A 23937-nucleotide genomic window follows, 5' to 3' on the forward strand; every position below is an offset into this window, starting at 1 on the left:
ACGGTGTATATAGCGTCGTATTGGCGAGAACAATGCAAGAAGAGTGGAATAAGCAGGCAAAAACGCCGGTTCCTTTAAGCAAATTGAAAGTCGCCGTCAAATGCGGAGGATCCGGCGCGACTTCCGGTATGGCCTCCAATCCTGCGCTCGGTCAGGCGGCCAACGAGATGATCGCGAACGGAGGGACGGTCGTAATCGGAGAAACAACCGAAATTATCGGCGCCGAGCATGTGTTGGCCGAACGTTGCGAAGATCCCGCCATCGAAGCCAAGCTTTACGAGATTGTAAACCGTTTCGAGCAGGAGGTGGCTCGGATGGACGAGGACATGTGCGGAGGGAATCCGAGCCCAGGTAACATTGCTGGCGGATTGTCTACGATCGAGGAGAATCGCTGGGCTGCATCAGTAAATGCGGGCGTCATCGAATACGCGGAGTCCGGTGCCCAAGGGCGGCCTTTATTTCATGGATTCGCCGGGCAATGATATCGAGTGCGTATCCGGAATGGCTGCGGGAGGTGTCCATAAAAAGCTGAGAGATCAAGCTTTTTTTTATTATCGTCTGCTTCACGACAGGATGAGCCGCAACACAACGAGAAATAAGTTCTAGTAGATATAGCTAGGGTTCCAGGTTGCGCCACCATGTTCCTTATTGAAGCTGGAATTCATTTCCCTGAGAGCAGATCCGCTGGAAAAAAAAGAACGGATATGTGTTTCGGCATAAAAGCGTTCTGACGTACATATGTGCAAAATACGGGTTTTGTGAAAAAGATAGTAACAATTTGAATCTTAAATGGTTAAAGTCACTGATCGCCTTAGTTCCTGAAATAAACTTTTTTGATATCACCGTTTTCAGATTCTCCTGTTCCGTTATGAATCCATTTTGACTGAACAATATAAACGTTACCTCTTGATTTTTTTTCAAAATAAATACCATTATCCATCAACCAGATTTGAGTTACATGAATGATACTCACGTAGTTCAGTACTTTTTTTGTAAGATAAACTCTTAAGATTTGCAATCCATCCAGTAAGTACTCTGGCAGATCTGACTTCTCCATCATGATGCTTATAATCTCATCTTTCGAAGTCTTCGACATTTTAATATACCTCAGATAATCAAACACTTTCTTTTGCGGGCTGTCAAATACCCCGTCCTCTGGCTCATCGAATTCATAACCTTCAACCTCAAACTCTTGTCTACGACGTTCATATTCATCCGGGTCTTTCTCGTCTCTGCCAATGTACATTATTGATAAAATTATTGCAGTATCGTCATGTGTCAAACCGTTAAAATACTCATAAAATTCTTTATTAACTTTCTTCAGATGAGGATCTTTGAGAATGTTTTTGGCCCCGGCAATGAACCCGCTCTTATATTCATTGGGCTCACGGACATCGATGACTGTGCCTCGCGTCGCCAATTCCGTTTGAAAAGCTTGGGCGTTCAGATTGCGGAGACCTTTAGCCGGTTTAAACCTCGTATACGCAAACCAAACGACAAGCACGATGAATACCAGATTAAGGATCGTACCCTTGTCCAAAATCCCCACGTCCTTTCGCTCTGAATCCTTCTAAAGCTTTGCAGCAGCCGATCGATGACACAGCTGCTGCAGTGCGCCTAATTCTGCTGGATTAACGGCTCTTCACTAACAACTCGACGGCTTCCTGTACCATTCTACCGGTATCGTGATTACCCGCGGATTGTTCCGCTAATATGCACTTTTGCAGATTCTCCGCTACGATCTGCGCAATCGCCTTGTCCGAGGCATTGCGTACGGCGGACAGCTGCGCAACGACGTCCTTACACGACTGCCCTTCCTCCATCAACCGTAATACGCCTCGGATCTGCCCTTCGATTCGGCGAAGACGCGTTTTCATTGAATCCGTGTAGTTATATTCCATCTTGTTTTGCTCCTCTCGTCATACCGGTATAGGTATAGTATAGAGCAAAAAAAAAGCAAATCAACACCGATTAAATAAACAAATTGACCTTGGCGTCCGACGCATCCCCCAGATATGCGGCTACGCCGGCATAGGCAAGTCCATCGATTAACTCCTCTTGCTGAAGGCCAAGCAGATCCATCGTCATCGTGCAAGCGACGAGTTTTACGCCTTGCTCTTGCGCCAGCTCTATTAGTTGCGGCAGCGTCAGCGCATTGTGCTTTTTCATGACATGCTTGATCATTTGCGGTCCAAGCCCGCCGAATTGCATTTTTGACAAACCCAGCTTCCTGGCGCCGCGCGGCATCATCCAGCCAAACGCCTTCTCCAGCAAGCCTTTTTTTGGTTTTAACGACCTCGTCCTTCCGAAGAACGTTGAGCCCCCAGAAGGTGAAAAAAATCGTCACTTCATGATCGTAGGCTGCCGCGCCGTTCGCAATAATAAATGCGGCGATTGCTTTATCAAGATCGCCGCTGAAGAGCACGATCGTCGATTTATCTGCCATTTTACAATATCGCCTCTTTCTTATATACCATTACCCCTATGGGTATAACATAAGGCCTAAAAAAATGCACAACGCCTTATCGATTGTGCTTTACAGGATGGACATCCAAACCTTTACCGCAGTGATGACGATCAACACGACTAAACCGTATCTCAGCGCCTTCGTATTGATTTTCGCGCTCAGTTTCGAACCAAGCGGCGCTCCGATCAGACTCCCGATAACGGTAAACACGGTTGGCCAAAGCGGAATTTCGCCGACGGCGATTTTTCCGACGATGCCGCCGACCGCCGATATAAAAACGATGGCTAGCGAAGAAGCGATGGTCGTGCGGGTCGGGACCTTTAGCACCGTCAGCATGATCGGGATTAGAATAAACGCGCCGCCGGCTCCCACGATCCCCGACACGATACCTACCGCAAAGGCGGCAGCTACCGCAATCCATTTATTAAATCGAAGTTGATTCGAAACCGCGTCTTTCTTACTCCTCTGCGGAACGAGCATGAGAATAACCGCGAGCACGGCAAGGATACCATAGATCAAATTAATGCCATTGCCGTTTAACGTGCCGGATAGGAATCCGCCGATCAGGCTTCCTGACAGGATACTGCCGCCCATATACATAACGAGCCCCTTGTGTATGACGGAAAGGTCGTTATTGCTTTTTTTCCGAAAAGCCAGCACGCCTGCAAGAGAAGCGAAAAAGACTTGAAACATACTGATCGAAGAAACTTCATGCGCAGAGAAATGAGCGACTCCGAACAGCGACGGAATATATAACAGCAATGGATAGTTGATGATCGCTCCGCCGATCCCAAGCATGCCGGAAAAGAAGGAACCAACTAGACCGAGCATCACCATGACGATATATAGCAAAACGGCCATCAGCCTCCTCTCTTCTACGCATATCCATTGTCTTAGACGAGTTGAAACTTTAACGATCGTGGACGGCGCAGCGATTCGGACCGATCTCCATCTCGCGCTGCTCGTCTTCGCTTGGCGTCATTTTGCCCATATTCGTTTGACGGATCTCCTGGTAGGCGTTAGGCTGCGGAGGCAGGTTCTCGGTTACCGTCCGGCGGAATAGCGCTTCTTCCTTCATATTTAAGCCAGGGTTATTGCGATATAGATCGGACAGCTTCGCCATCACCCTGCCGCCTTCGTCTAGTTCGGTTATTTTTCCAAAGTGCGCCGGCAGCACAAGCAGATCCTGGGATAGCGACTTGTACCGGCGGTACAAGGTCTCACGCAGATCGCTCACCCAATCGTCGGCTTTGCCGGCGAGATCGGGACGGCCGATCGAGTCGATAAACAAGATGTCCCCTGTCAGCAGGTACCGGTCGTCAACGATAAACGACGTGCTTCCGATCGTATGGCCCGGAGAGTAGACCGGCTGAATCCGAATCGTCGTGCTGCCTACCGTAATGTCTCGTCCTTCCTCCAGCCTTTCATAATCGAACGTCACTTCGTCTGCATCCTTCGGCGGCAGCCAATAGGTTGCGCCGGTTTGCGCGGCCAATCTTCGTCCGCCAGAAATATGGTCGGCGTGCAGGTGCGTATCGAGCGCATGCTTGATATGAGCGCCTTGCGCTTTGGCGAATCGCTCTAACACCTCCGTCATGCGCAGCGCGTCGATCACGGCCGCCTCTCCGTTCGAGACCGCCATATAGGAGAGGCATCCCTTACCGATTCGGACAAACTGGTAGAGCGTTCCGCCGCCGTTGAGATCCCCGACCTTCACGGGCTCCAGGTGCTCGCTCCACGACTTCATGCCGCCTTCGAGATAATGCACTTGGGTACGGCCCGCTTCGACGATTTGCTCCGCAACGAACTTCGAGGAGCCTTCCTTCGCGCATACGACGAGCAGTTTTTTTGCCGTCCGGAATTTGACCTAGCGCAGCATCAACGCCGTCCAGCAGGTCAAAGTAGGGAATATTGATGGTATCGATCCGTTCGCCTTCGATTTTCCAGTCGATAAAGTCATTTTCGTTGCGTACGTCGAGAATGAACAGTTCTTCCTTGGCCAGAACGATTCGGGCGAGTTCCTTGGCCGTCATGGGGCTCAATCCGGTTGAAGCTTCCATCTTGCGGTTCCCCCCTTCGTATTTAAAGGTTATTGGTTATTTTCCGTAGGTCCGTTCCATTCGGACATTCCCGGCTCAACATTTTCCACGTTTTTGAAGCCTTTCTCGGTCAGCAGCCGGCAGGCCATATCGCTACGTGTGCCGGTGCGGCAGACGACATAAATAGGGTCCTCAGGCTTCAGCTCATTCAGACGGCCCTCGAGTTCGCCCAGCGGAATGGACAGGGCGCCCGGAATACGGTTAAAGGCATGTTCCGCCGGCTCCCGCACATCGAGAACCATCGCGTTTTCGCCATTTGTCAGCTTGATTTGCAATTGTTCATTGGTGATCACGCGGGGATGTTTTTTCTCTTGCTTTGTTTCTGCCGGTATGGATTTGCGAAGGAAATGCTTCAGTACCACTCCCTCCACGACAGTTCCGAGATACTGATGGCCTGTGTTGTTCGCCCAGCTTTGAATATCCGCCAGCGATCCTTTATCCGTTGCTTGAACTTCAAGCACCTGACCGGCTTCAAGCTGATCCATCGCCTTCTTCGTTTTTACGATCGGCATCGGACAGGCCAGACCTTTGCAATCCAGCGTTTGGTTCGACATCATATTGGACAATGAAAAAAACCTCCTTGATGATTTACTAAATTTTATTCTAATACGCATACCCCTATAGGTATATTAACGGCGCATCTTCTCTTTGTCAACCTCATCTGATCCATTTAAACGGCGACTAATTTTCACAAAAAAAGCGACTCGAAGTCGCTTTATAAAAAAATGAACTTCCAAACTGAATAAACCGTGAAAGTTACAGGAACCTTAAAAACCAGGCTACGACTTCATCCATCATCTTATTGGGATTTTTACTGTTTTCGATTTGTATCTCGTGCCCTTGACCTTCGTATTCGAGATACCGATATCGCTCGGGCCTATCTTTATACAGCTGCTTCAAAATGCTATCCAGCTTTCTAACGCCGCCGACCGGCACGATCCTGTCCGCATTGCCGTTTTGGACGAGCAAAGCCGCTGGCGGGATGAAATGCGAGTTTCGCAAAGGGCTGTGCCGGACGATATCCGCTTTCAAGTCCTCATCCAACGACTCGAACGCCGGACTGTGCCCCCATGTATCTTCAAGATCCGGAGACGCGATTAATGGCGCAGCCGCTTTAATTCGTTTATCCCGGGTAATGGCAACGAAAGACACGAACCCGCCCTGCGAGATGCCCGAAATGCCGACGCGTTGCGAATCGGCTCTGCCGTCGACGGCGAGATGATCGATCATTGCAGAGATGTCGTCGGCTGTTTCCAGCAGCATTTTTAAGTACATTCCTTTATAAGTGCTGCGGTTTGAAAATGTTTCATTAAATCGCGCCATCCGGCGGCGGCCGTGAAGCCTGGCGTCTACGAGCACGGCGAAAAAGCCGGCCTGCGCCAGCGCGATGCCCTTCGACAATATCCCGAGCGCCTCTCCGCTGGAACCATGATTAAAAAACACGACGGGCAGCTTCTCCGCGTTTTTGGGATAACAATAAAGCACGGGAACTTGCCGCTCGGTCACGATGTGACTTTCAATCGCAACTTGCGGTCCGTACTTGGAAAATGCCCATGATTGGAGCATAATCTCCGCTCCAAGCCGTCTGAAATAGGAATCCGACTCAACGGTCGTTTCAAAATACGCGCGATCCTCTTCCCCATTTTCGCCGCTGCAAACAAGCGAACCGCCGGAAGCGAAGCCGTTATAAGACAGTTTAAACGTTGGAACCCCCCATGCTGGCTCACTCCCCCTGGACGATTTGCGATACTCGTTTGGCGTCATATCCATGAATCTTTTGAACACCTTTATAAAATAATGGTCGTTGCCGAATCCGACCAGCAAACCGATATCATTGATCGTGAAATCCGTCGCTTCCAAATATCGAAGCGATTTTTTCACTCGAACGTGCTGAAGATACTGAATAAGCGATTCGCCTGTTTTCTTGCGGAACAAGCTGCTCAAATAGTTCTCGTTCATATTTACGTATTCGGCCATCGTTCGCAATCCGATCTCGTTCTCCGCATAATGCTCGTGAATATAAGACAAAATTTTTCTGACCTCGGGGTGATCCGTTACAGGCGCCGCCCTATAATCCTTGCGCTTCATATCGTCTACGATGGCGACGATCGTCGCCGCGCGCAGTTGTTCATGCGAGATCGAGGATTCAATATCAGAGGCGGCAGATTGTTCGAAAGCCGTATGGGTGACGCGATAATATTGACTCATGAAATGCGAGGCCATAAGCTTTACTTTATGCAGCGGAAGCCGCAGCAGCTTCATCTCGTCCCATACTTTTCGGATCATTTCCTCCGTTTCCTCGGACAGCCCCCGTTCCATCGCATCGGTCAAACGCCGTTCCGTCTCCCAAAGGACCCCTCCCGCTTCTCCGCTGCGATCTGCGATGTTCGCCGTATCTTGATCGCCATACCAGCGATCGGTTAGTTTGTCGAGCAACAGCGCCCATAAATCGGGAATCTGTTCCAGGCTTTGGACATCGGCATAGACATAACGGCATGGAAATGCCTGGTTCAACAAATGCTTCAGATCGCCGGAATGCTGCGTCCAGGTCATGATCGTCGAGATTCCCAGATCCGTATAGATCCGGGCTTCCCCCGAAGCTTCGATCCAGTCAAATAATGCAGAAGGAAGCGGGTTAGCGCCATGCAGCACGACCAGCAAGCCGCTCAAACGAATGTCCGCCTTAAGCAGTCCATCTTCGATCGCATTCAAATCCAAGCGAAAAGCGTTCGCAGATGCGGACGCAATCGTCCTCCAGATTCGCTCAAACGCCGCAGATAAGCGCATAAGCTGGGTTTCTCTGTATTGGAGATCGGTCGATTTCTCAAGCTCCCGCTTCACTTTGATCAACGAATCTTCTAACGTGCGAATGTTCATGGACAGCTTCAAGATGTATCCGGATGCGCCGAATTCCAACGCTTCTCTGGCATATTCGAAGTCGTTCATGCAAGTAAGCATAATAAAACGCGTATCGAGACCTTGCTCGCGCACCCGCTTCAGCAGCGTCACTCCGTCCATCTCGGGCATGACAATATCCGAGATGACGAGATCGGGGTCGAGGCTGTCGATCAGCTCGATGGCCTCCGTTCCGTCACCCGCTTCGCCAACCAGAGAAAAGCCTAAAGAGGACCACGAAACAAGCTGCTTGATCGAGTCCCTCACAAAAATTTCGTCTTCAACGAGAATGACTTTCCACAAGCGGGTCCACTCCTTCCGTATAGGGATTCGAGACAAGCAGCGGAATCGTCAACCGAGCGATCGTCCCACGGGACTGTTCTTCGAGCGTAAAGCGCGCCTCCCCCCTTGTACAAAAGACGCAGCCTTTCGCGCAAGTTGTTCAAGCCGATACCGTCTCGCTTGCGTTTGCTGAGCCGCTTCATTTCTTCCGCGCGCTTCAATCCGACTCCATTATCCCGGATCTCGATACAAAGCTCGCGTCCGACGATACGCATCCTGATCTCGATTCGCCCTTGATCCGTAAGCTTGGAAAAGCCATGGTGGATACAGTTTTCTACCAGCAGCTGCAGGCTAAGTTTAGGAACGAGGACATAGGTTAAAGCAGGCTCCAACTCATAAATCACGTCAAACGGATAGCGCCATCTCTTTTGCATGATTTGAACGTAAGCGCGGACGAGCTCCAGTTCGTCTTTGGCAAAGATTAAATCGACATTCGTATTCAAGCTGTTTTCCAGCAGCTTTCCTAGGTTTAAACAGGTTTCCGCGATATCGTCCTGCCCGCTTCGGACCGCTTGCCACTTCACCATATTGAGCGTATTCAGCAAAAAGTGAGGATTCATCTGCGTGAGCAGCATTTGAAAATGCATCGCTTCCTTTTGCTTCTCTTCGAGCTTCAATTTGGCGATCAACGCTTGAATATCGCTTGCCATTCGATTGAAGCTCATGGCCAAAGCCAGCACTTCCCCGTCCATCCGATTCAACTGAATGCGATCTCGAAAGTGACTGCTTACGCTTTTCTCCATTTTCCGCTGAAGCAGTTGAAGCGGTCGTGTCATGCGAGACAAAATAACGAACGTAACTACGACGAACAGGCCGATCAGAAGCGTGAACGTCGTCAAGTACCGCCGATTCATTTCATTAATATCTCCGATATACGAATCGAAAGGAAATTGACTGACCAACTTCCAATTCATATCCGTTAACTGCTGTACGTTCAACAACGTATTGGAGCCACGATCGAAGTAATCTTTCAATTGACCGCGCTGCTGCCGGAGCCGTTCGATCCATTCGGGATCCAGAACCGCGCTGCTGCGGGTTCGCGACAATACATTCCCTTCGGCGTCGAGAATAAAATAGTTTTGCAGTACCGAGAAATCCCGCACGATCGACTTCAACCAGCTGTCGTAATCGAAGCTGATGCGCAGAAAACCGAAGGGCTCGTCCGATCCGTTGCGCAAGACGGATAACAAAGCAAGCTGTCGCTCGCTATGCGAAGAAACGCCGATATCGCCCATTTCTTCATCCAGCCAAATGAAGGACTCTCCGTTCTCCGCCATCATCGCAAATCCCGGATCCTTTGTTACGCTGGCAGCTTGGAGCGGTTGTAGCGGATTGTAGGAGGTATACACGCGACCGCTTAGGTCGACTAACGCAAAATAGACAAAAACGCTGTTCGGCATGCTGCGGCTATTGATGTAGGCCAATTCGGTTTCGATCTCTCTTTTCTTTGTGTCCCCTTCGGTTTCGTCATTTACGGGTTCGGTTAGCCAATCGTAAAATTGGTGATTGTTCTCGATTTCAAAGGCAGCTCTCAACAGATTCGTATGCAAGAGGTTAAAATTCTCTTTCACCTGCTCCACTTGCAGCCCGGTTTGCGCGTTTATTTTTTGACGTATGATCGACTCGATTTGGCTGTAGTTGCGAATTTGAAGCATAAAGAGAGGCACGAATACGAATAAAAGAATGGCGAAAAAAAGCTTGTATTTGATTTTGGAAGGAAGCAACCATCGCAAACCGAACAATCGTATCCCCCCCGCTAGACCGCGCTTCGTGATTGTTTATTATAGCACGCTTTCAAACAGACAGGCGTACATCGCATGTACGCCCTGCCTTTAACCGATTTGATCCTTTATTGAATGTAACCGAGCTCTTTGAGCTGCTTGTTCGCCTGATCCGTATACAATTTATAGTTGAATTTGCCGTTCAAGTCGTCGACCAGTCGATCGAAGATATCGATCGGCTTTTTTCCGTATATGATTTGCAGCGCTACGTCATTGGCATACCGGAAAGAGTCGGCCGAATTAAATTCGCCTGGCAAATCGATAAAACCATTATAAAGACGCAATCGATTCAGCTTGGAGCTTTTTTCGATATCCGAAGCCGCGTAGCCAAACTTAGTGGCTAAATACTGCGCTTCGGGACGCCCGGTAAATTGGTACAACCAAATGTAGCCCGCTTCTTTGGCTCCAAGCTCCGTGATCTGGATCTTGTCGCCTTCAACCGTAAAATGCTTGTCCTTTAAGCCATATTGCACCAATAAGGAGCCTTCCTGGGAAGAAACGTAATTAAGCAGGTCGAACACTTTCTGCAGTTTGTTTTTATCCTTTTCAAGCTTGGCAGGCAAAGCGATTAAGCCTGCGGTAGAACCGATATCGTACGGGCTATCGAACTGGCCGGCCGGCCCCGCAATGGTCGGCATCATCACCCACTCTGCATTCGGATTGGCTGCCTTCACCTTGTCGGCGCCTTCTTTGCGGATAAATGCATTCCAGTCCGTATAAACGATGCCGACCTGCCCTTTAATTCCCTTGTCGATATGCGCCGTACCTTTGTTGCTGAACACTTCGGGATCGACTACGCCTACATCGAAAAATTTCTTGATCTCGCCGAGCGCGGCTTTCATTTGAGGATCTTCGGCGGAAGTGATGGCTTTTCCATCTTTCATATAAACGCCGTTCCCGACGCCGGACGGTACGCCGAAGGACCCGAAGACGGGAGAGAACGCCGCCCAATCCAGTCCGGTGATGCCAAACGTATCTTTTTTATGGTTGCCGTCCGGATCTTGCTCCGTAAATGCTTTGGCTACGTTCAATAGCTCCTCGCTAGTCGTCGGCATTTCTAGATCAAGCTTGTCGAGCCAATCCTTCCGGATATAATACGCTGACGTGACAAGCTGCGGGGTTTTGGCGATCGCGTATATTTTGCCGCCGACGACGCCTTTTTTTGAATCCGTCATCTCCGACCATCGTCTTGATTCCGCTTAATTGATCGACATAGGGCGTCAGATCGAGCAAGGCGCCTTTTTCAGCTAAAGACTGCAAGGTGTTCCGGTTGTCCAGTTCCATGATATCGGGGTAATCTCCGGCCGCGATTCGCGTATTCAGCTGATTTTTAAAATCATCCTGCGAAGCCGGCGTAGTGAGCGTAATATCGATATTCAGTTTTTCATCCAGCGCTTTTTTTGATGAAGTCGTCGCCTTTGTCCGGCAATTTCGATCCCCAACCGATTTTAATCACTTCAAGCTTCATGGGCGCTGTCGACGTTTCGTTTGTCGCATTCTTTTGGTCATTCGCTCCGCAGCCTGCCACCACAAGCGTCAACATCGTGACGGGGATAAGTAAGCTTGTTGCCCCTTTTTTGCATGTTCATCTCACAACGACCTCTCTATATTTTGATATTATTGAAAATTGGCTCCCCAATGATCAACCTTTAATCGCGCCGATCAGCATTCCTTTCGTAAAATGCTTCTGTACAAACGGATAGACGAGGATGATCGGCAAGCTGGCAAAAATAACGGCAGCCATCTGCATCGTCACCGTCGGCAGTACGACGTCGGTATTTTGTTGTAAATTCGCGCTCTCAAGCAATATGTTGCGCACGATAACCTGAAGCGGATATAGATCCCTGTTCGTGATATAAAGCACGGCCGAAAAAAAAATCGTTCCAATGTCCGACCACATAAAAAAAGGCCAACGGTCATGATGGAAGGGATAGATAGCGGAAGCACGATGCTGGCCAACACCCGGGTCTCTCCTGCGCCGTCGATTCTGGCGGAATCGTGCAATTCCTCCGGCAGATTTTCGAAAAAGCTTTTCATGATCAACAGATTAAACGTCCAGATCGCGCCCGGTATGATCATCGACCAAAGCGTATTGGTCAGTCCCGTCTCCCTTACGATCAAATAGGTAGGAATGAGGCCTCCGTTGAAAAGCATGGTGAAAACGACGGCCATCAGAAAAAACGTGCGCCCTCGCAATTTCTTGCGGCTTAATGGATAGGCCATCAGCAACGTTAACGCCAAGTTAATGATCGAACCGACAACGGTCACGAAGATCGTCACGCCGAAAGCCTTCGGAATCGCCGCATCGGCGAACAGTTCCTTATAAGCCTCAAACGTAATGGACTTTGGAAAAAGAATGAATCCCCCGTTTTTTAACACTTCGGTGTACGGCGTAAGAGAGATCGACAACACATAAAGCAAAGGAAGAACGGCCGTTAACGCCACCGCCAACAAAACGGCATAAACCAAAACATCGAATATCCGGTCCGAACGTCCCCTTACCATATGGACTCCCCCCCATCGCTTGGCGATTCGATTGGACAATACGATAAGCGTGATGCCGATCAGCGACTTAAATAATCCCACTGCGGATCCCAAGCTGAAATTCATCTGCTGCAGTCCCGTCCGATATACCCAAGTATCGATGATGTCGGCTACCTCATAAACCTGCGGATTGTACATGACGTAAATTTGGTCGAAGCCGGCGTCCATGACGTAGCCGATCTTCAGAATGAGCAAAAGCACGATCGTACTGCGAATGCCGGGTAAGGTAATATTCCAGATCATCCGAAAACGCCCGCCGCCGTCCACCCGGCAAGCCTCGTAAAGCGAAGTGTCGATCGACGCCATGGCCGCCATATATATAATGGCTCCCCATCCAATGTTCTGCCAAATGTCGCTGCCGACCAGCAAGGTTCGAAACCATTCCGTAGAAGTGATGAAAGGAATGGCTTTCCACCCGCTGTCGACAAGCCAACGATTCACGACGCCGGACGTTTCCGATAACAAAGCGATGGCTATGCCGTAAATGATGACCCACGACAAGAAATGAGGCATAAAGCTGAGCGTCTGAACCCACTTTCGCAGCCAACGATTTTTGCACTCGTTGAATAAAAGGGCTAACAAAATGGGCGGTATCGTTCCGAAAACCAGCTTATAAAAGCTTATCAGCACCGTGTTCATTAAGATTTGCGAAAAATAAGGAGAGTGGAAAAACTGCAGAAAATATTTGTTCCACGGATCCGCCCACGGACTGGACCACAGACCGCCTACGATACTATAGTCTTTAAACGCGATCGTCAGCCCGTACATGGGCAAGTATTTATATACGGCATACCAGATCAGACCCGGCAGCAGCATGAAATACAAAGCTCTGCTCTGCCATATTTCGCGCCATAACGCGCGCCGCTCAAACGCGGCTTTCTTTTCTCTCCGAGCGGATGCCTGTACGGACGAGGTGACATGATTCACGGCGATTCCCTTCTTTCGATTGATTACATCTCTTGTAATTAAGATAACGCGCCTGCCGGCGCGATGTAATCAATAAAACTAGGCATCGCGTTACACAAAATTATGCATTGGACCTCCACGGCAAGAGACGAAGGCGCCTATACAACGAATTTCAGTTTTTTTATCGTTCTAATTTCACTTTCGGTACCGGCTGCCGCGCGTTCTGGCGCAAATTAAAAAGACACGCCTTATGTCGGCGTGCCTCCCGTGTATCTCCCCGCTAAGATCAGCCTAGCTCCATATGCTCCTGGAACTGAACGACCGGTTCGCTCACCGCGTGCAGCTCCAGCACGATGATTTCGTTTTGTCCCTCTTTAAGCAGCGGCCCCGGAACGTATAGCGTCTTTTGCGGACCGATGTTCCAGTACCGTCCCAGATTAAATCCGTTGATAAAGACATTTCCCTTGCCCCATCCCTCTAGCTTTAAGAAGGTATCGGCGGGCGCCGTAATTTCGAACGAGCCTCTATAGAAAATCGGAGAAGCGAGGTCGGACTGACATTCGCGATCCGAAGGGACGGGCTCGAAGGTTAGCGCGCTCAAGTCGTCCATCGGCAGGGTGAAGATATCCCATCCGAACAAGAATTGCCCGCCCAGTCTTACCCCTTCGGTAATTCCTTTGGCATCCTTAAGCATCCAACCGTAATTAACCCGGCCCTGATTTTCAACCAGTATGCCCAGGCTTGAACCTTCGGAAGGCGTCGTTACGACGATATCGCGCTCGCCGATATCCAAGCCGATGTCATGCTCGTTTCTGTCGATGACCCCTTTGTATTCGCCGTCCAGGTATACCAAAGCCCGGTCTCTCACTTCCTGAATGACGAGCTTGCTCTTGGTTCTGGGACCCGATACTTTCGTTCGATAGTAAATAAAACCGTAATTTTGCCCCAGTCTCTCCATGGTCTCGGGGTAGACGCTGTATATCGGTTGGGTCAGCGACTCCAACTGTTCAAGCAGCTTCGCTTGCTCGGTTAATCGGATAACGCCAAAGGATTTCTTCTTGATCGGTTCGGGCAGCAGATTTTCGGGTATTTCGACGTGTTTGGCAATCACCTCGCGGATCGCCAAGTATTTTTCCGTCACTTCTCCCGCTTCATTGAGCAAGGCATTGTAATCGTAGCTTGTAACCGTAGGTTCGTATCGATTGAAGTAATTGGCGCCATTATAAAAACCGAAGTTCGTTCCTCCGTGGAACATGTAGAAGTTGACCGACGCTCCCGCACTTAACATGCTGTCCAATTCGGCGGCTACGTCTTCGAATTCCCTGACGTGATGCGCTTCCCCCCCAATGGTCGAACCATCCGTTCCAATACTCCATGCACATCATCGGCCGATCGGGCTGATATTGCGCCAATTTCTCGAAGGACGCATCCGGCTTGGAACCGAAATTAATCGTCGCAAGCACTTGCGGGAACAAGGCGCCGCCTTGAAGCATGCCGTCCTCCGCACCGTCGGACGTAAACAATAAAACATCGATCCCTCGGTGGATCAATCCTTCTCTTAAATATTGTAAATAGGCTTTGTCGTTGCCATAGCTGCCGTATTCATTCTCGATCTGCGCGGCGATGATCGGACCGCCGTTCGTACAGAGCAAAGGTCTCAGCAACGGCAGCAGCACATCGTAATAAGCATCCACTTTATCCAAAAAAAGGCCGGTGCATGCAGCGAAGCCGGATGTTGGCGTCCGCAAGCAGCCAAGCCGGCAGTCCTCCGAACTCCCATTCCGCGCAAATGTAAGGACTTGGCCGCACGATAACGAACAAGTCCAGGCCGTGCGCCAGCTCGACGAATCGCCGAATGTCCGCCATCCCCTCGAAGTTGAAGCAGCCTTCCTTCGGCTCGTGCAGATTCCAAGGGATATAGGTTTCTACCGCGTTGAATCCGCATGCCTTCAGCTTGCGCAGTCTGTCTTCCCAATAATCCGGCACGATCCGAAAATAATGCATCGCGCCGCTGATCAACCGGATTCTCTGTCCGTTGTAGACAAAATGTCCGGCTTCAATGCCAAATGTCGCTTTGTTCATCGCGACCGTCCTTTCTACTATTTTTTATCAATCAATTGTAGCGATAAGTGATCATTGTTCTAAACCTATACCAAAAACTGAGTAGATGTTAAGATGTATTAAGTTATAATTTTCAATTTTATATGACTTGAGGGGGATTTTAATTGAATTTTACATTCCGAACACTCGAACCAGATGATCACCCGATAATTTGTAAGTTCCCACAAAATGAACTGGAATTGTTTTCAATGTTTCCCGCCGGGAAATATCCTCTGACACCAGAACAAATAGTAGAGTCTGTCAAAAGCAGGCTGAATCCAACGGTCGTTTTGCAAGACAAAACGGTAGTCGGCTATGCAAACTTTTATGGACTCGAAGAGAATGCAAAATGCTTCCTAGGCAATGTTATAGTAAACCCGGCAAATAGAGGAAAGGGAGCTTCTGTTGCACTGGTTCATGAGATGATTCGGCAAGCAAAAGTGGAGTTAAAAGTGGGAAGGCTACAACTGATCTGTCACAATACCAATATTACAGGATTACTCTTTTACAAAAAAAATGGGATTTAAACCTTTCGATCTTTTTCTACTAAAAAAACCAACTTGGTGAAGCAATCGTAGGTATCGCGATGGAAATCGTTTTTCAAAACAATCCAACCTGATTGACTCCTTTCATCCCCCCCGGTTCGATTTAAAAAGCCGAGAGCCCCCTGTCGCTCGGGACTCTCGGCCTGGCCTTACTGTTGCGTCCTAGACGACAAATCCATGTATATCTTGTTGTAGATGTTGTAAAGCAGCACCGCAGCTTCCGCGCGGGAGGTGTCGGCAAGCGGGTTCAGCTTGCCGCCCGAGCCCTTGACGAGCTGTTCGGCCGCCAGCGCCGAAAGGCTGTCGAGCGCGTAGGGAGCGACGTCCGACTTGTCCGAAAACGCGCCCAGCGCATCGCCCGCTCCGTTTGCCATGGTAATGCCGGCAGCCTGCAATGCCCGGTATGCGAGCACCATCATATCCTGTCTGCTGATGCCGGCCTTCGGGTTAAAGCTGCCGTCGGCGGCGCCCTTCGCGATGCCGAGGCTTTTGGCGATCGCGATCTCCCGGGCATAATAATCTCCCGATTGGACATCGTCGAAGTTTTGAGCCGCTTCGGCGTTCAGGCCCAGCGCCCGAACCAGGAGGGTCACGAAGTCCCCTCTGCGGATGGTCGCCGAAGGCGCGAACGCATCAGCCGATACGCCGTTAACGATGCCCTTGGATGCAAGAATCTCCACGGCATGCTTGGCCCAGTCGGCGCTCGCCATATCTTTGAAGCTTTTATAGCCGTCCGTTATCCGATAGGTGCCCGGCGCATCCGCTTCGAAGACGATCGCGCCTGCCGCAGCATCGTAGAAGGCGCTAGGAACGACGATCGCGCTGCCTTGGCTGCCGGATCGCCACACCGCGATGGTCTCGGGGTGCTTGCGCTGTTCGGCGGTCGGCGTATATGGCAGTTCGACCTTAACCTTGTCGGCACGGGTATTCCCCGTCGACTGCGAGACGGGCTTGCCGTCTTGCGTCAAGGCAAGCGTCACCTCGGCCGTCAGGAGGCCGGACGACGATGACGGCGAACCGATGACTAGCGTCAAGCGGCCGGCACCGGCGGCATTCAGGACTTTGCCGGGAATCGTGACCGTACCCGAAGACGTGTTCACGACCAGCTGCACGGAACCTGTCGCAAAGGAGACAGGGTTGGGCAGCTCGACGGAATATGCGCTTGCGCCTTGCGTCCGGGGCAGCTTGATTTGAATCGACGTTCCGCCGTTCGCGCCCGTCGAAGCCGTCTTCAGCGCCGCTTCCATCTCCAGATCGCTCATTCGCGCATAGGCGATGCCCGTTTTGACATCCAGCGATGGATTGGCGATCGTGCCGATGACGGGACCCGAACCTTCGTTGCCGCTAGAATTTCCGTTGTTGTCATTGTTGCCATTGTTGCCATTGTTGCCGTTGTTGCCGTTGTTATCGCTTCCGCCGTTCGGATTCTCGTACGCGCCCAGATCCGGCAAGCCTGCCCGGTCGCGTCCCAAGATGTCCTTAACGGGCGCGAATTCCGTCACGCCTTCGTCGATCGCGTCGCTGTCGTCCTTCAGGTCCAACACATGTTCGAAAATTCGTTGGGCCGCCTCGTAATCGTCCGCGGCGCCGGCGGTCGAACCCTTGAAGCTTGCTTCTCCGGCGAACATCCTGCTATAGCGATTGTTCGTTTCCGCCGCGTTCTCGGCCGATAGGAATTCGGCGATCGGCATGACGTCGGAGCGGAATTGCGCATTCGGAGAGAACGTTTTGTAATCGTACATATTATTGCGGAACGTATTGTTCACGACCATGTCGGTCGTCGATTGGTCCGGGTTCGTTCGAACGACATTGTACTGGTATCCGACGATGACCGGCTTCACCAGGCCGTCGACCGAATCGTACGGCTCCGTGCGATCGTTGTAAAAAATATTGTTCTGGAACAGATTGCCCCGCACGTTCCAGTCCAGGTACAGATCGTTGGACCAGCTATTGTAAAACGTGTTGTTCGTAATCGTGAACCCCTGAATCCCGACGAGTATGAGACCGTACTTGGATCCGGCGAACACGCTGTTTTTGATGACGACATCCTCCGCTTGAATATCGTAGTTGTCCCCCGCATAGAACTGCATGCCGCCGCCCGGCGAATCCGATACCATCATGCCGTCGAAAACGAGCGCCGAGCTGTGGCCGATATAGGCGCCGTGATCGGCTTGGCTCTTGCGGGTCTGGCCGATATCCCAGACACGGATATTTTGGAACAGCGAATTCGTCGTATAGTTGATCAGCAGCCCTTGCACCCCGGACGTAATATCCTGCGGCGTATCGATATCCCAAATGTTCAGATCGCGAAGCGTCAGGTGGTCGCTGTTCATCGTCCAGATGCCTGCGCCGCGGTATCCGGTCACGTACAGGCCTTCGATCGTCAGGTAAGAGCTGTCGGCGATCTGCGACATCGTTTCGGCCGACGCTTCTTCGTCTCGATCCTGATAGTTCGCCTTGCTCGTGAAGACCGGTCCCGGCAGCGAAGCGTTCGGCAGGTCCAACGGATCGTTCGGATCCGTGCTGGCCCTGATCACGATCGGCGCATCGGCGACCCCGTGCTTGTCTACGATGTCGTATCGTCCATTATAGATGCCTTTATGGACGATGATCGTGTCTCCGGAATCCGCCGCGCCGATCGCTTGGGCGAACGTACGGAACGGATGCTCGGCCGAGCCGTCTCCGGTCAGCGAGCCGACGTTGTCGCCGGCAAGGTGGATCGTCTTCATGCTGTAAGGCGAATAGTAGGCGCCGATGTCCTGGCCGAGCGCGCTATAAGGCGTCCCCTCCAGATCCGCGGCGGGAGCCGTCTGTCCGTTGATCGACTTAACGCCGTTTCTCGACGCGGCGCTGCCCTTCCCCGGCTTGTAATTGCCGTTTGCCGCATCCTTGAACGCCGGATTTCCGATTTTGCCATGCTGCTCCGCGCCGCTGCCCGCGAATGCCGCCAGCGTCAGCTCGTTGCCGTCCAAGCGGACGATCTTCTCGTCCTCCGCTGCGTCGTACAGGTTATAGTCTGAAACGAGCTCCGCAATATTGGATAAGGAGACCAAAGCGCCCTGGTCTTTTTCGCTTCTGGCGAAAATGTTGTTGGCGAGCTGGAGGCGATTCGCGCCTGCAGCGGAAAGGCTGTACCCGATATTGTTATAGAAGGTATTGTTGTACAGGAACAGTTCGGCGGCGTTCGTGCCGACCGCGCCTTCGCCCGAATTGGCGATTACGCTCGTATCTACCGTCAACGAGACGCCGTCGTTCGCTTCGATCGCGCGTACGCTTGCCCCGTCGATGATCGATTGCGTCACCGAGGCCTTCATCGCGGCGTCGCCGCCTTCGAGTACGATTCCCTTTTCCGCTTGCCGCACGCGTACGCCGCCGACGCTCAGCTCAGGGCTTCCCGTCGCATCGATGCCGTACTTCGCGCCGGCGATCGCAAGACGGTTCAGCGTCGTTTTCGGAGAATCGACGATCGTGACCGCGGATTCATCGCTGCCGGGATGCACCGTGAAGCCTTCCAGCGTCACGCCGGTTGCGTTGTTCAACGAGATGCTGCCGTTAAGCACGACATCGCCTTCCGCTTGGATCGCATAATCGCCGGCATTTTGCCCCGTCCTGTCGGCAAGGACGATATCCTCGTCATAGGTGCCGGCTCTGACGAGCACCTTCTCGCCGTTCCGGAGGACGCCGAGCGCTGCGGCGATCGTCGCGAACGGCGCCGATTGCGTGCCCGCATCGTTATCGTTGCCCGCGGCACGATCGACGTAATACGTCACTTGCACCGCCGCCGCCGCATAGGCTCCGATGTCCACGGGCGTTTTTCTCGCGATGCCGTTGATGTCCTTCGAAGGCGTATTCGCATCCATGACGCCCGCGCCGACGGCCGGACTTCCTTTATAAATGCGAAAGTCCTTCGCCTTGGCGTTGATGAATTCGGCCGGGGCCTTGACGGCATGCGCTTCCGAGATAGCGCTCAGATCGGCTTGCCCGATCGTGTCCGCATTGTACAGATTGTAATCGAACGAATTGTTCGCGAAGCCGTCCGGCAGCGTCGAGAAGACGTTGTTTTTGAACGCGTTCCCCGTCGAGTCTTGGCTCAGGGCGACATCCTCGTCGTTTTCGTAAAAGGTATTGTTGTAAAACTGATTGTGCAACGAGCCGGAGGTCAGCCGCAGGGCCGACTGTCTATCGTAAATGACGTTATTCGCCACGTAAGCGTTGACCGTGCCGACGAGCGTTATCGCGGCCGAAGCTGCCGGAGCGAAGACATTGTTCGTCACCGCCGCCTCGTCCGCCTGATTCAAGGTCACGGCCCCCTTGATCCGATTGCCGTCCAGACTAACCTTCTGACCGCTCACGGCGACGTTCCCGGCCAGCGTAAGTCCGCGCAGCGTGATCGCCTTATCCGCCGACCCGACAATGTCTACCGCTCCGTTCAGAATGACGTCGCCATTGTAAGGCTCGACGGTCACGTCTCCTTCTCCGGTCGATTCGCTCATATCGAGCTGCTCGGCGCCTGCATACGTTCCCGCCATCACCTGGATGCTTTTGGCGCCCGCATGCAGCGCGGCTTCGATCGAAGGATACGGATGCAGCGGAGAGCCGTCGGCTTCTCCCGCGTTTTTTCCGACGAAAGCAAAGGTTTGGTCGAACGCGAAGGCGCCCGCTTCATTTTGCGTCCGCGGTTTGCCGTTTATATCGGTCGCCGGCGCTTCGACGCCGGGTACGATCTCGGCGACGGCCGCTCCGATCGCGGGGTTCGTGCCGAAGATGATCCGGGCGTCGCTCGCCGTATCGACGAATCTGACCTCGCCCGTCCTTCCCCCCCGTCTCAAGCGGCCTTCCCTGATTGGCCCATGCGGTGCCGCTCTGCAATTCGGGCAGCGTCAGATTCGGGCCTTCGCCGCCATAATTGAAGGTGACGCGCGAAGTGCCTGCGATCGAATAGACGTTATGGTCGAACGCGACGTTTTGCGACGCGTCGATGATCGCTTTTCCGCCCTCCAGCTGCGTGCGAATCGGCTTCGTGAATATATTGTTTTTGAATACCAGATCCTTCGAGATGTTGATGGGATTCGCGACCGCGTCGTACGTACCCTGTACCGGGTAAATATCGAACCGGCCGCTCCCGCCGACGGGATCGTACGAATCGGCGAACGTATTGTTGTAAAAGAGCAGATTGGCGCTTTTTCCCCATAAATTCAGGCTGCGGGATGCGCCGTAGATGACGTTGTTGAATATTTTGCCGTAGCTGCCGGCCTTGACTCTAACCTCTTGGAAGTAAAAGCCCCAGCTGTCGTTCGAATAAACCGTATTGTTCGAAAATTCGAAATCGCCATAGCCGACGTTGGCCAGGTCGCGCGTCGCGACGGCCGTGCCGCAATTCTCGAAGCGATTGCCGGTCACGACGATGCCGGAGCTCTGCTTGCCGCCCGCCGAATGGTTGTCGATACGAACCGCTACGCCGCGCGAGCCGTTTTGCGAGGCGTTCGGGGCGAACGTCAACCCTTCGATGCGAATATGCTGGCTGTGGCCCAGGTAGATGATGTAGTCCGCGTGATCGGACGTTAAGACGGCTTTCTCGTTTTGATAGCTTTTGAAGGTGATCGGCTTGTCCGCCGTACCGGATATCGACTGCAGAACGATGATGCCGTTATACGCGCCTTCCCGGAAATAGACCGTATCCCCTGCCTTCAGTTTGGCGATCAAGCCTGTCGACACGTTTTTTTTCGGACTGTCGATCGTCCCCAGATTGGCGTCGCTGCCGTTCGGGGAAATGAAATATTCGTTCATAATAAAAGCTTCGGTGCCGAAATTCCAAGACACGTCTGCCGGGAGATAATTGCCGTTCTCGCTCATCAGATCCTTTTTAATCTTGACGGTATACGTCGAATCGTAATTCAGCGGAACGCTAGGCGTAAACGTGATCTTGGTGCCGGTCCCCTCGTCAGCCGCGCCGAAGCTGCCGGGCACGGCCATGGCAATGCCGTCTACGACCGTCGATATTTCAATGTTGCCCGCGATATTTCCGTTGTCGTCGTTCGTCTTCTCGGACAACACGATATCGATCTTGGATTGGACGCTGTTCCCGGTTCCTTGAGGCGTTTGGGCGATCACATAAAAAAGCCGAGGTATCGCCCGCGTATTCATAGGCTCCGATATCCGTCGCGCCGAACCGAACGTTGCCGTCCCGGTCCTGCGGCGGCGCATTCGCGCTCGTCCCTCTGTTGATGGCAGCGCTTCCCATTTGCAGATGGAAGTCCGTATCGCTGACGAACGACGGATCGCCGTACACGCTGTTCGCTTCGTTCGCGGGCTTGCCGCCCGTCAGACCCGCGCCGGTGCTGTCGTACAAATTGTAGTCGACCGAATTGCCGGATTCCGCTTCGAAAAAGGAAGCGGGCGCCTGAACGGCAACGGGCCCTTCCGCCCTGAAAATATTGTTCGCGATCGTATTGCCTGTATTCGTTCCCTTCAGAATGACGTTGGCGCCGTCGCCGTAATGAGAGATAAAAACGTTGTTCATGATTCGGGTATTTGTGAAACTGCCGCCTTCGTTCAAAATATTTTTGTAGTTATCGAAGACATTGTTGTAGATTTGATTGTTGGAGGAGTCCTTGAGCAGGATGCCCTTCTGATCGGTCTGCTTAAAGGTGTTGCCGTGGAAACGGGAGCCGCTGGTTTGGCCCGTTATCTCCATCCCGTGTACCGCCGTCGTAAACGTCGAGTTCGAGATATCGCCGTTAACGAGGCCGTCCGCCAGCAGCGCGGAATTGCCGTCGCTCGCCAGCGACAAGCCGTCGATGCTGACATTGGCGATATCGGTCAGGGCAATGGCCGGACCGGAGCCGCCATTGATTTGAACCGTTCCTTCGCCCAGCTTGCGGATCGCGATCGGCTTCGAATCCGAGGCGCCCGTGCCCGCGATCGAGAGACTGCCGGCATAGGTTCCCGGCTTGATGAGGAGCGTCGCGCCGGGTACGACCGCTGCGTTCGCTTCCGCCAGTTGGTTAAAGGCGGTGGCCTCGCTTCGTCCGTCTCCGCCCGAAGCGGCGTTGCCGTCTAAGTAGTAGACTTGCCCGTAGGTGTATGCGCCGATGTCCGGAGCGCCGTAGCGAACGCTGCCGTCGTTGTCGGCTGCCGGCAAGCCCGTCCCGGTTCCCGCGTCGATGCCGGGGCTTCCGTCCTTCAGATGATAATCGGAGGCCGATACGAACAGCTCTTCGGCCGTGGCCACGACATCGGATTCGGAAGTTTTATCGCTTTCGCCGGTCACGCTGTTCCAACCGATCGTATTGCCGTCGCCTTGCGACAAGGATGGATTCCCTAAGAAAATGTTGTTCGTGATGATGCTGTTCTCGTAGGTTCCGCCGTAAAAATGCTCTCCGGTACCCGCGAACACATTGTTGCTGACGATATTGTTCGCCGAAGTGCCGGATTCAAAGTGAAAGGTCCACCATTGCGTAAAAATGTTGTTCGTGACGGTCGTATGCTCGAGTCCGTAGCCGTAGAAAGCATTATCCGAGCCTTCGACGTAATTGGAATCAAGCACAAGCGATTCGTTGTTGGTATTCAGATAAAACACCGCGTAGGCCGGGCCGTCGGCGACCAGGCGGTTGTTCTGCAGCGTCACATGCTTCGCGTTGCTGATGCCTGCCGTGTAGCTGTCCCCGGTAGACGGCGTGCCGCCGAACGTCAGGTTCAGATTGCTGATCCGGACATATTCGCTGTTCGTCACGCTTAACGCGAAGTTTTTCCAAAATGGCGCGTTCACGTAGGCGCTCGCCGTTATGTTGGCGCCTTCCTCTCCGCGGATCGTAATCGGAGCTTGCGCCGTGCCCGTCAACCCGTCCAGCACCAGCGCCTCCGAATAGGAACCCGCTCGAATAACCAGCGTATCCCCGGGCTGCAGCTGCGCGACGCCTTTGGCGAACGATTGAAACGGCGCTTCCGCGCTTCCCGCATTCGCATCGTCCCCATCGTTGGCGACGTAGTACGTCTCTCCTTCCCCCCGTTCCGCCCGCGAGCGCCGGCTTCTGCGGCAGCAGCGTACAGACAAGCAGGATGGCCAGCAGAGCCGCGATCGCTCTGTTGAACTTCGGCTTCATCTTTGTTCCTCCCAACATATTTTTGTAGGATAGGTTTGGAACCTATTCTAGTAATCTAATCCAGAAAAACAACCTTGTCAATCGGGTTCATGAAGCTTGAAATGCAGGATCGGCAGCGGCGTTTGGCGAGTTCTTACAATGTCAAGCCGCCCATCG

General features: G+C 52.4%; 13 protein-coding genes and 4 pseudogenes. 2 read left to right on the forward strand and 15 right to left on the reverse strand.

Translation table 11 applies throughout. The annotated features are described in order from the left end of the window. Positions 1-20 precede the first annotated feature (20 nt). Positions 21-522, forward strand: a pseudogene (locus OMP40_RS28455) (UxaA family hydrolase); the annotation flags it as partial. A gap of 289 nt (positions 523-811) precedes the next feature. Here OMP40_RS28455 and OMP40_RS28460 read toward each other — a convergent pair. The 12 genes and pseudogenes from OMP40_RS28460 to OMP40_RS28515 all read right to left on the reverse strand — a co-directional run bounded on the left by OMP40_RS28460 (position 812) and on the right by OMP40_RS28515 (position 15116). Next, positions 812-1540: a rhodanese-like domain-containing protein gene (locus tag OMP40_RS28460; protein WP_277536377.1), complete on the reverse strand. Its 729-nt coding sequence runs from the start codon at positions 1538-1540 to the stop codon at positions 812-814. A gap of 91 nt (positions 1541-1631) precedes the next feature. Next, positions 1632-1901: a metal-sensitive transcriptional regulator gene (locus tag OMP40_RS28465; protein WP_277536378.1), complete on the reverse strand. Its 270-nt coding sequence runs from the start codon at positions 1899-1901 to the stop codon at positions 1632-1634. A 70-nt stretch (positions 1902-1971) separates the two neighbouring features. Beyond that, positions 1972-2446, reverse strand: a pseudogene (locus OMP40_RS28470) (DsrE/DsrF/DrsH-like family protein). A 90-nt stretch (positions 2447-2536) separates the two neighbouring features. Beyond that, positions 2537-3328 (reverse strand): sulfite exporter TauE/SafE family protein, encoded by a 792-nt coding sequence (locus OMP40_RS28475; protein ID WP_277536382.1) that lies wholly within the window; start codon positions 3326-3328, stop codon positions 2537-2539. 49 nt (positions 3329-3377) lie between these two features. After that, a pseudogene (locus OMP40_RS28480) lies at positions 3378-4527 on the reverse strand (MBL fold metallo-hydrolase). Positions 4528-4556: 29 nt separating this feature from the next. After that, positions 4557-5123: a sulfurtransferase TusA family protein gene (locus OMP40_RS28485; RefSeq protein ID WP_277538084.1), complete on the reverse strand. Its 567-nt coding sequence runs from the start codon at positions 5121-5123 to the stop codon at positions 4557-4559. A gap of 199 nt (positions 5124-5322) precedes the next feature. After that, a complete protein-coding gene (locus OMP40_RS28490) occupies positions 5323-7764 on the reverse strand; it encodes a response regulator (protein WP_277536384.1) in 2442 nt (813 codons plus the stop codon). After that, on the reverse strand, positions 7725-9458 hold the full coding sequence (locus tag OMP40_RS28495) for a sensor histidine kinase (RefSeq protein ID WP_420872087.1): 1734 nt from the start codon (positions 9456-9458) through the stop codon (positions 7725-7727). Before OMP40_RS28495 ends, OMP40_RS28490 begins: the two co-directional genes overlap by 40 nt. A 194-nt stretch (positions 9459-9652) precedes the next feature. Next, on the reverse strand, positions 9653-10759 hold the full coding sequence (locus tag OMP40_RS28500; RefSeq protein ID WP_277536389.1) for an extracellular solute-binding protein: 1107 nt from the start codon (positions 10757-10759) through the stop codon (positions 9653-9655). Further along, entirely contained in the window at positions 10647-10976 is a 330-nt protein-coding gene (locus OMP40_RS42420) for an extracellular solute-binding protein (protein WP_420872088.1), read from the reverse strand. The genes OMP40_RS28500 and OMP40_RS42420 overlap by 113 nt, the downstream gene beginning before the upstream one ends. A gap of 360 nt (positions 10977-11336) precedes the next feature. After that, complete coding sequence (locus OMP40_RS42425; RefSeq protein ID WP_420872089.1) at positions 11337-12944, reverse strand: ABC transporter permease subunit; 1608 nt, start codon at positions 12942-12944, stop codon at positions 11337-11339. A 376-nt stretch (positions 12945-13320) separates the two neighbouring features. After that, positions 13321-15116, reverse strand: a pseudogene (locus OMP40_RS28515) (glycoside hydrolase family 35 protein). A 143-nt stretch (positions 15117-15259) separates the two neighbouring features. Between OMP40_RS28515 and OMP40_RS28520 the strand changes: the two are divergent. Further along, positions 15260-15661, forward strand: a complete 402-nt coding sequence (locus tag OMP40_RS28520) for a GNAT family N-acetyltransferase (protein ID WP_277536392.1) — start codon at positions 15260-15262, stop codon at positions 15659-15661. Between the two features lie 167 nt (positions 15662-15828). Here OMP40_RS28520 and OMP40_RS28525 read toward each other — a convergent pair whose 3' ends face one another. From OMP40_RS28525 to OMP40_RS28535, 3 genes are all read right to left on the reverse strand, one after another. Further along, a complete protein-coding gene (locus tag OMP40_RS28525) occupies positions 15829-20208 on the reverse strand; it encodes a right-handed parallel beta-helix repeat-containing protein (RefSeq protein WP_338131333.1) in 4380 nt (1459 codons plus the stop codon). A gap of 133 nt (positions 20209-20341) precedes the next feature. Beyond that, on the reverse strand, positions 20342-21733 hold the full coding sequence (locus OMP40_RS28530; RefSeq protein WP_277536393.1) for an Ig-like domain-containing protein: 1392 nt from the start codon (positions 21731-21733) through the stop codon (positions 20342-20344). Next, positions 21681-23732: a right-handed parallel beta-helix repeat-containing protein gene (locus OMP40_RS28535; protein WP_277536396.1), complete on the reverse strand. Its 2052-nt coding sequence runs from the start codon at positions 23730-23732 to the stop codon at positions 21681-21683. Before OMP40_RS28535 ends, OMP40_RS28530 begins: the two co-directional genes overlap by 53 nt. Between the last annotated feature and the right edge of the window lie 205 nt (positions 23733-23937).

Origin of the sequence: Cohnella rhizosphaerae, assembly GCF_029525575.1 — a bacterium.
In the GTDB taxonomy this organism is placed as follows: Bacteria; Bacillota; Bacilli; order Paenibacillales; family Paenibacillaceae; genus Cohnella; species Cohnella rhizosphaerae.

What these genes read in the sequence shown, in the direction of transcription:
- OMP40_RS28465 (WP_277536378.1), bottom strand. Translation starts at nt 1,901, where the DNA reads ATGGAATATAACTACACGGATTCAATGAAAACGCGTCTTCGCCGAATC.
- OMP40_RS28475 (WP_277536382.1), bottom strand. Translation starts at nt 3,328, where the DNA reads ATGGCCGTTTTGCTATATATCGTCATGGTGATGCTCGGTCTAGTTGGT.
- OMP40_RS28485 (WP_277538084.1), bottom strand. Translation starts at nt 5,123, where the DNA reads ATGATGTCGAACCAAACGCTGGATTGCAAAGGTCTGGCCTGTCCGATG.
- OMP40_RS28495 (WP_420872087.1), bottom strand. Translation starts at nt 9,458, where the DNA reads ATGCTTCAAATTCGCAACTACAGCCAAATCGAGTCGATCATACGTCAA.
- OMP40_RS28500 (WP_277536389.1), bottom strand. Translation starts at nt 10,759, where the DNA reads ATGACGGATTCAAAAAAAGGCGTCGTCGGCGGCAAAATATACGCGATC.
- OMP40_RS42425 (WP_420872089.1), bottom strand. Translation starts at nt 12,944, where the DNA reads ATGCTGCTGCCGGGTCTGATCTGGTATGCCGTATATAAATACTTGCCC.
- OMP40_RS28525 (WP_338131333.1), bottom strand. Translation starts at nt 20,208, where the DNA reads ATGGCGGGAACGTATGCAGGCGCCGAGCAGCTCGATATGAGCGAATCG.